This is a genomic window from Paraburkholderia sp. EG286A, from assembly GCF_040965375.1.
In the GTDB taxonomy this organism is placed as follows: Bacteria; Pseudomonadota; Gammaproteobacteria; order Burkholderiales; family Burkholderiaceae; genus Paraburkholderia.
This window is the reverse complement of sequence record NZ_JBFRCB010000004.1, coordinates 556193-569121: the sequence shown is the minus strand read 5'-3', so window position 1 is coordinate 569121 and position 12929 is coordinate 556193. Positions and strand designations below refer to the sequence as shown.

Here is a 12929-nt window from a genome sequence, read left to right as displayed (position 1 = left end):
GCATCACTTCTTGCCCGGGATGACACTCGCCATCACCTGGCGCGCCGTGTTGGCAATCATGCCGCCCTCGTCCGGGTCGCCTTCCATGAGCGCGCGCGCGAAATGGCGCGCCTGTTCGATCGTCACGTGCGGCGGCAGCGGCGGCACGTCGGGATCGGTCTTCACTTCGAGCACCACGGGGCGCGGCGAGGCGAGCGCCTGCTCCCAGGCGTCGCCCAGCTGCTCCGCGTTGTCCACGTAGATGCCCGTGAGCCCCACCAGTTCCGCAAAACGGTGATACGGCACGTTGGGAATGTCCTGCGAGGCTTCGAATTTCGCGTCGCCCTGCATCACGCGCTGCTCCCAGGTGACCTGATTCAGGTCCTCGTTGTTGAACACGCAACAGATCCAGCGCGGGCTCGCCCACTGGCGCCAGTACTTCGCCACGGTCACGAGTTCGGCCATGTTGTTCATCTGCATGGCGCCGTCGCCCACGAGCGCGATCACGGGCCGCTCGGGATGCGCGAACTTCGCCGCGATGGCGTACGGAACCGCCGCCCCCATCGAGGCGAGACCGCCCGACAGCGAACACATCATGCCGCGCCGGATCTTGAGGTCGCGCGCATACCAGTTCGCACACGAGCCCGAGTCGCTCGTGACGATCGCGCCATCGGGCAGGCGCGGCGACAGCTCGGTCACCACGCGCTGCGGGTTCACCTTGCCGCTCGTCGCCGCGTGCGCGCGGTCCTCGAGCACGCGCTGCCAGCGCTCGCCCGCATGGATGAGGCGGTTGCGCCAGCTCGTGGCGTTCTTCTGCTCGAGCAGCGGCAGGAGCGCACGCAGCGTGGCCGCGCTGTCGCCCACGAGGCTCACCTCCATCGGATAGCGCACGCTCAGCATGCCCGCGTCGATATCGATCTGCACCGCGCGCGCGTCGCCTTCCTTCGGCAGGAATTCCGAATACGGGAAGCCGGAGCCGACCATCAGCAAGGTGTCGCATGAGGACATCATCTCGTCGGTCGGCTTGGTGCCGAGCAGGCCGATGCTGCCCGTCACCCAGGGAATGTCGTCGGGCACCACGGCCTTGCCGAGCAGTGCCTTCGCGACGCCCGCGTGCAGGCGCTCGGCCACGGCGACCACCTCGTCGCCGGCATGCATCGCGCCCGCGCCGACCAGTATCGCCACCCGGTTGCCCGCGTTGAGCACCTCGGCCGCGCGCCTGAGGTCCGCCTCGCGCGGCACCACCTCGGGCGCGCTGTAGCCCACGCCGGAATGCGCCGTGCCGTGCTTGCGCGCGGGCGGCTCGTACTCCAGTTCCTGCAGGTCGTTGGGCAGCACCATGGCCGTGACCGTGCGCCGCGAGCGCGCGATGCGCACCGCGCGGTCCACCACGTGGCGCACCTGTGCGGGCACGCTGGGCTGCTGCACGTAGGCGCCCGCCACGTCCTTGAACATCGAGACGAGGTCGAGTTCCTGCTGATAATGCGCGCCGAGCGCGGCGCGCGCCTGCTGGCCCGCGATGGCGAGCACGGGCATGTGGTCGAGCCGCGCATCATAGAGCCCCGTGAGCAGGTGTGCCGCGCCCGGCCCCGACGTGGCGATGCACACGCCCAGCTCGCCCGTGAACTTGGCGTGCGCGCTCGCCATGAAGGCGGCCATTTCCTCGTGGCGCGCCTGCACGAATTCGATCTTGCCGTGTGCGCGCTGCAGCGCGCCGAACATGCCGTTGATGCCGTCGCCGGGATAGCCGTAGATGCGCCGCACGCCCCATTCGTGCAGCCGCTCGACGATGAAGTCACTCACTGTGGTGGTCGCCATGTGCCGTTCTCCTTGCGGATGGTCCGAGTCGTTTGCCGTGTTGGCGTCACCCGCGCAAACGCCGAACCTGGAGCCGGGCGAGACTGGCGGCTTTCATGTCCCCTTAATCGAGCAGCTTCGCCGCTTTTTTCCGGCGCTTCTTGCGTTCGCGACGCAGCGCCGAGAGCGCGGCATCGGCCTTCGCACCGTCCGCGAAGATCTCGCGATGCTGCGCGAGCAGGTGTTCGCTCGCGACCGCATCGTTCAGCCCGCCGAAACGATCCTGAAGTTTCTTGAGCGACTTCACACCCCGGTTTTCGCGGCGCGGCAGTATCGATCCGAAGAACTCCAGCAGATAACGCAGGCGCTTCGCCCCCTTGCGCACCTCGTGCCACGCGGCATAATCGCGGCGTTTTGCGCGGCGCGCTCGCCGCATGCGCTTAGCCAGCGACCGGCGCGCCACGCGCACGCGTTCGCGCGCGAGGCGCTCGAGCGGCGTGCGGCGTGGCGACGTGTTCAGCGCCCGGTTCACCTCATGCAGCATGTCGCGCAGCGCGTGCTTGAGATCGGCGGCAGAAAGCGTCTGTCGAGCATGCTCGCGGGCCGCGTGTCGTACCGACGAAAGACGCTCGTTCGCGAGCGCGCCGTCCTCGCCCAGCAGCGAGACAGCGATGTCCCAATCGCGCGCCTCGCCCGCGGCCGATGCCGCACGCTTGAGAAATGCGCGCTGCCGCTCGACCCGCGTGCCCCCTAGTAGCGGCCGCCACGCCCACAACAGCGTGCGCAGCCGCCGCAACGCGACGCGCAGCCTGTGCAGCGTCTCCGGCTCGGTGTCGAGCGCGGCGACACGCCCAAGCGCCTCGTGCACCAGCGGCTGCGCATAGCGCGAGAACTGCGATTGCGCGTCGCTGCGCGCGTTTTTCGGTCGTGTCCCTGGCTTGTCCATTTGAACTTTCCCTCCCACACGCGCTCACGCCGGCACCGCCAGCGTCTGCGTCATGCGCGACCACACGCGATGCTGTCCTGCCGCTTCGATGAATTCCTCGAGCACGCGCTTGAGTTCGGCTTCGTCGCCGCTCGCGACGCCGTCCGCGTGATCGGGCAGCTGCGCGGCGGACAGCACGAGCCGCCCCGTATCGACCGCGCCGATCGCCTTCAGATGCTTGAACGCTTCGAGCACGAAGTGACGCGCATCGCCCGACTGCGTGAGCGCCTCCGTGGCCTTCTCGCCGCCGGGGACGAACACCGCATCGAACATGACGGAAGGCATGCCGGTGACGGTCGCATCGGGCGCAATATCGCCGATCGGCGCAAGCGTGGGCGCGATGACGAGCGCCGTTGCGCCCTCCAGCGCAAAGGCATCGCGCAGCCGCGTGAGCATGGCGGGGTCCGCGCCGGGCGCGGTGAGCAAGGCGATCTTGCGCGCCTTGATGCCGGGCTGTACGCGATTGAGCAGGCTGAGCGAGGGCGAACTGGCCGTGCGCGGCTTGCCGGGCTTCGCGCCCGCTTTTGGCTTTGGCAAGCCGAGCGCCTGCGCCACGCTCGAGGCGAGGTCCGCGTCGATATTCGCGAGAATGGCGTTGACCTGGCGCTCGCGTATTTCCGGCTTCGTGACCTTGCCCAGTTCGAAGGTATAGGCGGCCTTGATATGCGCCTTCTCCGGCTCCGACATGCTGTGGTAGAACATCGTGGCCTGCGAGAAGTGATCCGCGAACGACTCGCTGCGCACGCGGATCTTCACGCCGTCCATGCGTTCCTGGTAGCTTTCGAAGCCGCCGTCCTTCGGCTGCGTTTCCTTCGGCCACCCGCCGCTCACCGAATTCGGCTCGTACGAAGCCTGGCCGACGTTGAGGGTTTGCCGGTGCATCGCATCGCGCTGATTGTTCTGGTACGGGCAGACCGGCCGGTTGATCGGAATCTCGTGAAAGTTCGGGCCGCCAAGGCGGCTGATCTGCGTGTCGGTATAGGAGAACAAGCGCCCTTGCAGCAAGGGGTCGTTCGTGAAATCGATGCCCGGCACGATATGGCCCGGATGGAACGCGACCTGTTCCGTCTCCGCGAAGAAGTTGTCCGGGTTACGGTTGAGCGTCATCTTGCCGATGATCTTCACCGGCACCTCTTCTTCGGGCACGAGCTTGGTCGGATCGAGCAGATCGAAGTCGAACTTGTGTTCGTCGCTCTCTTCGATGACCTGCACGCCCAGTTCGAACTCGGGATAGTCGCCGCGCTCGATCGCTTCCCACAAGTCGCGCCGGTGAAAGTCGGGGTCCTTGCCCGCGATCTTCTGCGCTTCGTCCCACAGCAGCGAGTACGAGCCCAGCACGGGGCGCCAGTGCCACTTGATGAAGCGCGCGTGACCCTTGGCGTTGACGAAGCGAAACGTATGCACTCCGAATCCTTCCATGGTGCGCAGGCTGCGCGGGATCGCGCGGTCGGACATGGCCCAGATGACCGTGTGCGCGCTCTCCGGCACGAGCGAGACGAAGTCCCAGAACGTATCGTGGGCGGTGCCGCCCGTGGGCATTTCGTCGGGGGCTTCGGGCTTCACGGCATGCACGAAGTCGGGGAACTTGATCGCGTCCTGAATGAAGAACACCGGCACGTTGTTGCCCACCAGATCGAAGTTGCCCTCGTCTGTGTAGAACCTGGTGGCGAAGCCGCGGATATCGCGCACGGTGTCCGACGAGCCGCGCGGGCCCTGCACCGTCGAAAATCGCACGTAGACGGGCGTTTCCTTCGCGGGGTCCTGCAAAAAGCCCGCGCGCGTGAGTTCGGCCTGGGACTCGTACACGCGAAACACGCCGTGCGCAGCGGAACCGCGCGCGTGCACGATGCGCTCGGGAATCCGTTCGTGGTCGAAGTGCGTGATCTTCTCGCGCATGATGAAGTCTTCGAGCAGCGAAGGGCCGCGCGCGCCCGCACGCAAGGTGTTCTGGTTATCGGCGATCTTCACGCCCTGGTTGGTGCGCAGCGCCTCGCCGTCCGCATGCGCGCGAAACGATTCGAGGCTCTGCGATTTCGCGTCGGTGGGCTGATGCTTGCCGTGAGGGCGTTTGTGTTGTGTCATGGGGTGGCTCCTGGTTAGTGTTCCGAACGGCTCGCCACACTTTGAAGGCGAGCGCCGACACCACCCGGAGCGCAAGCGATGTGCCGTTGCAATCGCGCATGGGGCGCGTATGCCCACGGCACGCGATTTGCGCGCCTGCCCGCAATCAGGAACGCGTGAACGGGAGCACACGATGGCTGCGGGGATCAACGCGATCGACGTTGCGGCGCGCGACATGCCGGAGTTCTGATGGAGCGCGGCGCGCCTGCACGCGCGAACGCCACGGTCCCGCGCGCCGTCTACTACGCGCTCGCGTCGAATGTCGTGGTGGCCTTGTGCAAGTTCGCCGCCGCGGCTTACACGAATTCGGGCACCATGCTCGCCGAGGCCGCGCACTCCAGCGCCGATTGCCTGAACCAGTTTTTGCTCATCGCGGGCCGGCGCGCGGCCCGCAACCGGCCCGACGAACAGCATCCGCTCGGCTTTGGCCGCGAGACGCACTTCTACGCCATGCTCGTCGCGCTGCAGTTCTTCTTCGTGGGCGGCCTGGTTTCGATGGCCATCGGCGCATGGCGGCTCTGGCATCACAGCGGCGTGGATCATGTGCAGGTCGCCCTGGGCGTGCTGGCCGTTGCCGCGCTCGCCGAGGGCAGCGCGTTGCGCGCGTCGATCCGCTCCATCGACCGGCGGCGCCGCGCGGGCGGTCTATGGCGCTGGTTTCGCGAGACCGGCGAACTGGAGAACATGCTCTCGATCGGCGAGGACGCCGCGGCGCTCGTGAGCCTCGTCGTCTCGATCACGGGCACGGGGCTGGCCGCGCTCACCGGCTGGGCGGGCTTCGACGCGCTGGGCAGCATCGGCGTGGGCGGCGTGATGATGGCGACGGCCGTATTCGCGCTTCGCGAGATCAAGTCGCTGATCGTGGGCGAAGCGGCGCGCGCGAGCGTGCGCCGGGCCATGCGCGCGTGGCTCGATGCGCGCCCCGAGATCGGCCGCGTGGTGAGCCTCGTGGTGCTGCGCTGGTCGGACAACCTGCTCGTCGCGGTGCAGGCCGAACTCGCCGAGCGCTGCGACGCCGTCGAGCTGGTGCGCATCATCGACCGGGTCGAAAACGACTTGCAGCAGGCGTTTCCTGCTGCGCGCTGGGTGTTTTTCGAGCCGGAACTGCGCGAGCATGGCGAGCATCCGCTATAGGTTCAAGGGCGCAATCGCACGCGCCCCCGCATGCAATCCAGCCACCAGGCAAGCGCATTGCGCACTGCGTGATCTCGACCCACACCCACCCGCCCTGACAACGAGGCCGTCATGCACACAGCCACCCGCACCCGCGCGCCGCGCGCGCACGACGCAAAGGCGAGGCACGATGACACACAGCTTCGCAGCGAGGCCGCGAGCCCGCCCGAAGCCGTGCCGATCGAACTCACGATCAACGGCGCGCACCATGCGCTGCGCGTCGAACCGTGGACCAGCCTGCTCGATCTGCTGCGCGAGCAGCTGCATCTCACCGGCACGAAGAAAGGTTGCGATCACGGCCAGTGCGGCGCGTGCACGGTGCTCGTGAACGGCACGCGCATCAACGCGTGTCTCGCGCTCGCCGTGTCGCACGACGGCGCGGAAGTCACGACGATCGAGGGGCTCGCGCAGGACGGCGCGCTGCACCCCGTGCAGCAGGCGTTCATCGACCACGATGCGTTTCAGTGCGGCTACTGCACGCCGGGCCAGATCTGCTCTGCCGTGGGGCTGCTCGCCGAAGGCCACGCGCATTGCCACGACGACGTGCGCGAGCAGATGAGCGGCAATCTGTGCCGCTGCGGAGCGTATGTGAACATCGCGAACGCCGTGGAAGGCGTGCGCCGCGCGCAGGACCTTGCCAGCGGCGAGCAGGAAGAAGGAGACGAGTCATGAACCGCTTCACGTACGCGCGCGCGAAGAGCGTGGCCGACGCCGTGCGCCTGCACTACGTCACCCCCGGCGCCGAATTCCTCGCCGGCGGCACGAATCTCGTCGATCTCATGCGCGAGGACGTCATGCGCCCCGCCGCGATCATCGACATCACACGGCTGCCGCTGCGCGACATCGAGACGACGAACGACGGCGGCCTGCGCATCGGCGCGCTCGCCACCAACAGCGCGCTGGCATGGGACGCGCGCGTGATCGAGCGCTATCCGCTGCTCGCGCAGGCGCTGCTCGCCGGGGCATCCGCGCAGATCCGCAACGCCGCGACCGTGGGCGGCAATCTGCTCCAGCGCACGCGCTGCCTCTACTTTTACGACCCCGCCACCTGCTGCAACAAGCGCGCGCCGGGCACCGGCTGCGCCGCGCTCGACGGCGTGAACCGCATGCACGCGATCTTCGGCGCGAGCGAACACTGCATCGCCACGCATCCATCGGACCTGTGCGTCGCGCTCGAAGCGCTCGACGCCACCCTCCACGTGGCGGGCCGGCGCGGCACGCGCACGCTGCCGTTCGACAGCCTGCACCGCCTGCCGGGCCACACGCCGCACCGCGAAACGACGCTCGCCGACGAGGAACTCATCACCGCGGTCGAATTGCCGCGCGAGGGCTACGCGCAGCACTTCACGTATCTGAAGCTGCGCGATCGCCAGTCGTATGCGTTCGCGCTCGTTTCGGTCGCGCTCGGCGTGCGCGTGGAAGACGGCACGATGCGCGCATTGGGCTGCGCGCTGGGCGGCGTCGCGCACAAGCCCTGGCGCGACCGCGAAGCGGAACAGCGGCTGATCGGCCGCGCTGCCGACGACACGCGCGCCATCGAGCGCTACGCCGACGCCATGGTCGCGCACGCCGACCCGCGTCCCGGCAATGCGTTCAAGGTGGATCTCGCGCGGCGCGCGATCGTGCGCGCATTCGAACAGGCGCTGGCGCCCCGAACCCGGGGCGACGGCGCAGCAGACTCCGGGGAGGAATCAGCATGAGTACCGCCTATGAATCTCGCCGCGCCGCCACGCCGGCCACGCGCATCGGCGCGCCGCTCTCGCGTGTGGATGGCCGCAGCAAGGTCACGGGCGCCGCGCGCTACGCCGCCGAATTCACTGCCACGGGGCTCGTGCACGGCGCGGTCGTCAACGCCACCATCGCGCGCGGCGAGATCGTCGCCATCGACGCGTCCGCGGCGCTCGCGCTGCCAGGCGTGCTGCACGTGCTCACGCACGAGAACCGACCCACGCTCGCCGAAGACGACGCGGCCTGGAAGGATCAGATCGCACCGGGCGGTAAGCCGTTTCGCCCGCTCGCCGGCACGCACGTCGCCTTCGCGGGCCAGCCCGTCGCGCTCGTGGTGGCGCAAACCCCCGAACTCGCGCACTACGCGGCGTCGCTCGTACGCGTGCGCTACCGCAGCGAGGCGCATCAGACCGAACTGGGCCGCGTCCTGAAGCATGCCGTCAATCCCTCGACCGAGAAGGGCGGCTTCGAGCCGCCGCCGGCACCGCGCGGCCACGCGTACCGGGCGCTCGCGCGCGCCCACGCGCGCACCGATGCGTTTTACAGCACGCCCACGGAATTTCATCAGCCGATGGAGATGCACGGCTGCACCGTCGTGCCTTCGGCCGACGGGCGTTACACGGTCTACGAAAAAACCCAGGGCGTGATCAATACTCAGCAGTACCTGATGAAGGTATTCGGCCTGGCGCAGGACCGCGTGCGCGTGATCTCGCCGTTCGTGGGCGGCGCGTTCGGCTCCGGCCTGCGGCCGCAATATCATCTGCCGCTCGCGATGATGGCGGCGCGCGAGCTGCGCCTGCCCGTGCGCGTGGCGCTTACGCGCGCGCAGATGTTCACCATCGGCCACCGGCCCGCCTCGATCCACCACGTTGCGCTCGCCGCGCAACGCGACGGCCGCCTCGAAGCGATCATCCACGAAGCCGTGGGAGAAACCTCGCAGTTCGAGGACTTCACCGACGTGGTCGTCAACTGGACGGGACGGCTCTATCGCGCGCCGCACGTCCAGCTCGGCTACAAGCTCGGGCGGCTCGACGTCTACACGCCGCTCGACATGCGCGCGCCCGGCGCCGCGCAAGGCCTCTACGCGCTCGAATGCGCCATGGACGAACTGGCCGTCGCGCTGGACATGGACCCGCTCGAACTGCGCATCCGCAATTACGCCGACGAAGACGCGAACAAGCAGTTGCCGTATTCGAGCAAGGCGCTGCTCGACTGCTACGCGCAAGGCGCCGAGCGTTTTGGCTGGGGCGCGCGCATCGCCACGCCGCGTGCCATGCGCGAGGGCCACGAGCTGGTGGGCTACGGCATGGCCACGGGCATCTGGGAAGCGTTGCAGACGGAAGCGACCGTGCGCGCCGTCCTCAACGCGCAAGGGCGGCTCGAACTCACCAGCGCCACGGCCGATATCGGCACCGGCACCTACACCGCCATTTCGCAGATCGCCGCCGACGCCCTCCACATGGCCATCGACGACGTGGAATTCACGCTCGGCGACACGTCATTGCCGAGCGCGCCGATCGAGGGCGGCTCGTGGACCGTCGCTTCGGTCGGCAGCGCCGCATCGCTGGCCTGCACGCAATTGCGCTCGCGCCTCGCGCAACTGCTGCCCGCGCACGGCGGCGTGGCGTTCGCCAATCTCGACCCCGCCATGCTGGACGAAGCGCTCGTGATCGAAGGCGGCGAGGTGAGCCTGCACGAGAGCGCCAGCCGGCCCGAGACGCGCGCCCGCATTGCCGACGTGCTCGCCGACGCGGGCATGAAAACGCTCGAAGCGCAGATCACGCTCGCGCCCGAGGCCCTCCAGAAGCAGTATTCCATGGCGACGCATTCGGCCGTGTTCGCCGAAGTGCGCGTGGACGAAGCGCTCGGCGTGGTGCGCGTGGCGCGCGTGGTGAGCGCGGTCGCGGCGGGCCGCATCGTCAACCCGAAGACGGCCGCGAACCAGATTGCCGGCGGCGTGGTGTGGGGCATCGGCATGGCGCTGCACGAAGAAGCGCAATTCGACCATACGCTCGGGCGCGTCATGAACCACAACTTCGCGGAGTATCACGTGCCCGTGAATCGCGACATCGGCGAGATCGACGTGCTGTTCGTGGACGAGCACGACGACGTGGTGAACCCGCTCGGCGCGAAGGGCGTGGGCGAGATCGGTGTGGTGGGCGTGGCCGCCGCGGTGGCGAACGCGATCTACAACGCTACGGGCAAGCGCGTGCGCGATCTGCCGATCACGCTCGACAAGCTGCTGTGAAACCGCCACGCGCCACGACGCCATGAACACCACCCGGGTGACGCGCCTCGAAGCCCGCGCCTATACGATCCCCACCGACGCCCCCGAAGCGGACGGCACGATCGCCTGGCGTTCCACCACGCTCGTGCTGGTCGAAATCGACGCGCTCGGCTTCACGGGCGTCGGCTATACCTATGCGCATGCGGGCGCCACGGCGCTCGTGGAGAGCGTGCTCGGCGACGCCGTGCGCCAGCACGACCTCTTCGACATCGCGCGCATCAACCTCGCCATGCAGCGGGCCGTGCGCAACATCGGCCGGCCGGGCCTCGCGGCCTGCGCGATTTCCGCCGTCGATGCCGCGCTCTGGGACCTCAAGGCGAAGGCGCTCGGCATCCCGCTATGCGCGCTGCTCGGCATGCAGCGCGAGCGCGTGCCCGTGTACGGCAGCGGCGGCTTCACGAGCTATGACCTGAATACGCTCACGAAGCAGCTGCGCGGCTGGGTCGAGGACGAGGGCTGCGCGTGGGTCAAGATGAAAGTCGGCGCGCGGCCGGGCGACGACCCGGCGCGCGTGAAGGCGGCGCGCCAGGCGATTGGCAGCACGGCGGGCCTCTTCGTCGACGCGAACGGCGCGTATGAGATCAAGGAGGCGCAGCGTCTCGCGCAATGCTTCGCGCAAGAGGACGTGCAGTGGTTCGAAGAGCCGGTCTCCTCGGACGACCGCCGCGGCCTCGCCGCGCTGCGCGCCGCCCTGCCCGCGCGCATGGCGCTCGCGGCGGGCGAATACGCCTATACGGCAGACGACTTCCGCGCGCTGCTGGAAAGCCACGCCGTGGACGTGCTGCAGGCCGACGCCACGCGCTGCTGCGGCATCACCGGCTTTCTGCAGGCCGACGCGCTGTGCGATGCGTGGCATACGCCGCTCTCGGCGCATTGCGCGCCGGCGCTGCATCTGCACGTGGCGTGCGCGGCGCGGCGCCTCGTGCATATCGAGTGGTTTCACGATCACGCACGCATCGAGGCCATGCTGTTCGAAGGCGCGCCGCGCCTGAGCGCCGGGCATATCGCGCCCGACCTCGCGTGCCACGGCCATGGCCTGACGTTCCGGCACGCCGAAGCCGAACGCTACGCGGTGCGCTGACGCGCCGTCATTCAACTGTCGGGGGGCCGCGCGGGCACCTGCTGCCAGCCGCCGGGGCAGGTTTGCACGTAAGGGTAGTAGGTCTGCGACGCGACGCAGAAGTACCAGACGCCGTATGGCGCCTCGCCGCCCTGGCCGGATTGGCCGGATTGGCCGCCTTGCCCGTACTGCTCGTTTTGATCGTACATATTGGCGCCGCCGTACTGGGGCTCGGCCTGGTACTGGGCCTGGCCCTGGCCTTGTTCGATCCACTGCGTGGGCTGCGAGAAGTCGCCGGAAACGTAGGGGTAGTAGACGCTCGCGACGTACGGCGGATAGTAATACGGATAGAACGGATAGCCGTAGATGAAGCCGGGGCCGAAGTAGAAGCCGACGCTCGCCGATCCGCAGCAGCCATACCAGCCGTGATAGTAGCCGCCGTGGTACCAGCCGTAGCCGTGGTAGTAGCCGCCGTGGTAGTAGCCGCCGTGGTAATAACCGCCGTGATACCAGCCGCCGCCGTGGTAGCCGCCGCTCCAGCCGCTGCCGTGATTCACGCCGCCATAGCCGCCGCCCCAGCCGCCGCCTCCACCGCCACCCCAGCCACCGCCGCCGCCATGCACCCAACCGCCGCCTCTCCCCGCGCTTGCCCCGGCGCTGATGCATAGCGCCACGAGCACGAGCAGGAGTCTGCACAATTCACGCGCTTTCATGATGCTTACCCCGGTAGCCGCTGACCGATACGCTGACCGATAGCCGTCTGGCTTCATAGATTAGTTTAGGCGTCGGAAGCCCATTTTTCCTGTGCGGGCGATCACGGCGCGTTACGGCTCGCGCCAGTCGTCCTGCCTCGCGATGATGGCCGCGCCGATGAGTCCGCCGTCCTGCCGGAACGCGCCCGGAACCACGACGCGTGCGCGAAACTGCCGCAGCGTGCGCTTGCGCACGGCCGCATCCAGCGCGTCGATCAATGGGGCCACATTTGACAGGCCGCCGCAAACCGGGACGACCGAGGCGCCCGTGATATTGACCACGGCTGCGAGCGGTTCCGATACCAGTGCGAGCCAGGCGGCAACGGTGCGCCGCGCGCGAGCGCCGCCTCGCTGCCAGTCGTCGAGCAGGGTATGGCTGTCTTTCTGTTCGTCGTGCAGGAGTGCGTGGAGCCGTTCCAGACCGCGTGCCGCGCCGATGGTGTCGACGCAGCCCAGGCGCCCGCAGCCGCAACTCAAGGCCCTCACGGGCTGAGCGTGGCCGGTGCCGTCGAAGTCGACGTGCGTGCTGACGGGCAGCCCGTGGCCCCACTCGCCCGCGATGCCGCTCGCACCGCCGACCACACGGCCGCCCACGACGAGCCCGCCGCCGACACCGGAGCCGAGGACCACGCCAAACACGACATCGTGGCCCGCACCCGCGCCCTCGACGGCCTCGGCCAAGGCGAGGCAGTCCGCGTCGTTGGCAATGCGGATGCGCCGCTGGAGCCGGGACGACAACGCCGCGCCGAGCACGCGGCCCGAGACGCAGGGGACGTTGGACGCGCAAATCACGCCGCTTGCGGGATCGATCGCCCCTGCCATCGAGATGACGAGAGGCGAGCGGGTGTCGCCGATATGCCGGGCCGCGAGGGCTTCGAGCGTCGCACCGAACGCCTCCCAGCTGTCGACGGGCGTCGGCACGCTTTCGACGAGGCGCACGCTGCCCGCGCTGTCCGATACACCGAGCCTGATGTACGAGCCGCCGATGTCCGCGACAAAGACGCGTGGGTGTTGCCCTTGTTCAACGCTGGTGTCTGGCACCCTGGC

The 12929-nt window shown here is 68.6% G+C and carries 10 protein-coding genes; 5 read left to right on the top strand and 5 right to left on the bottom strand.

Annotated features, from left to right (window positions below; genetic code table 11):
- Positions 1–3 precede the first annotated feature (3 nt).
- The 3 genes from AB4Y35_RS21500 to katE all read right to left on the bottom strand — a co-directional run bounded on the left by AB4Y35_RS21500 (position 4) and on the right by katE (position 4843).
- Entirely contained in the window at positions 4–1797 is a 1794-nt protein-coding gene (locus AB4Y35_RS21500) for a thiamine pyrophosphate-requiring protein (protein WP_368705836.1), read from the bottom strand.
- 103 nt (positions 1798–1900) lie between these two features.
- Positions 1901–2722, bottom strand: a complete 822-nt coding sequence (locus AB4Y35_RS21495) for a CHAD domain-containing protein (RefSeq protein WP_368705835.1) — start codon at positions 2720–2722, stop codon at positions 1901–1903.
- 24 nt (positions 2723–2746) lie between these two features.
- The gene (gene katE, locus AB4Y35_RS21490; protein WP_368705834.1) at positions 2747–4843 is read right to left on the bottom strand and encodes a catalase HPII; all 2097 of its coding nucleotides are present in this window, start codon (positions 4841–4843) and stop codon (positions 2747–2749) included.
- A gap of 228 nt (positions 4844–5071) precedes the next feature.
- Here katE and AB4Y35_RS21485 point away from each other — a divergent pair, with 228 nt between their 5' ends.
- The 5 genes from AB4Y35_RS21485 to AB4Y35_RS21465 all read left to right on the top strand — a co-directional run bounded on the left by AB4Y35_RS21485 (position 5072) and on the right by AB4Y35_RS21465 (position 11151).
- Positions 5072–6016 carry a cation diffusion facilitator family transporter gene (locus AB4Y35_RS21485; protein ID WP_368705833.1) on the top strand — a complete coding sequence of 315 codons (945 nt, stop codon included), beginning with the start codon at positions 5072–5074 and terminating at the stop codon, positions 6014–6016.
- 111 nt (positions 6017–6127) lie between these two features.
- Positions 6128–6727 carry a (2Fe-2S)-binding protein gene (locus AB4Y35_RS21480; protein WP_368705832.1) on the top strand — a complete coding sequence of 200 codons (600 nt, stop codon included), beginning with the start codon at positions 6128–6130 and terminating at the stop codon, positions 6725–6727.
- Entirely contained in the window at positions 6724–7755 is a 1032-nt protein-coding gene (locus AB4Y35_RS21475; protein ID WP_368705831.1) for a xanthine dehydrogenase family protein subunit M, read from the top strand. Before AB4Y35_RS21480 ends, AB4Y35_RS21475 begins: the two co-directional genes overlap by 4 nt.
- Complete coding sequence (locus tag AB4Y35_RS21470; RefSeq protein ID WP_368705830.1) at positions 7752–10031, top strand: xanthine dehydrogenase family protein molybdopterin-binding subunit; 2280 nt, start codon at positions 7752–7754, stop codon at positions 10029–10031. The genes AB4Y35_RS21475 and AB4Y35_RS21470 overlap by 4 nt, the downstream gene beginning before the upstream one ends.
- Positions 10032–10053: 22 nt before the next feature.
- Entirely contained in the window at positions 10054–11151 is a 1098-nt protein-coding gene (locus AB4Y35_RS21465) for an enolase C-terminal domain-like protein (RefSeq protein WP_368705829.1), read from the top strand.
- A gap of 11 nt (positions 11152–11162) precedes the next feature.
- On the opposite strand, the gene AB4Y35_RS21460 is transcribed toward AB4Y35_RS21465, so the two are convergent.
- Both AB4Y35_RS21460 and AB4Y35_RS21455 read right to left on the bottom strand, forming a co-directional pair.
- The gene (locus tag AB4Y35_RS21460) at positions 11163–11843 is read right to left on the bottom strand and encodes a hypothetical protein (RefSeq protein WP_368705828.1); all 681 of its coding nucleotides are present in this window, start codon (positions 11841–11843) and stop codon (positions 11163–11165) included.
- 111 nt (positions 11844–11954) lie between these two features.
- On the bottom strand, positions 11955–12923 hold the full coding sequence (locus AB4Y35_RS21455) for an ROK family protein (RefSeq protein WP_368705827.1): 969 nt from the start codon (positions 12921–12923) through the stop codon (positions 11955–11957).
- Positions 12924–12929: the final 6 nt, after the last annotated feature.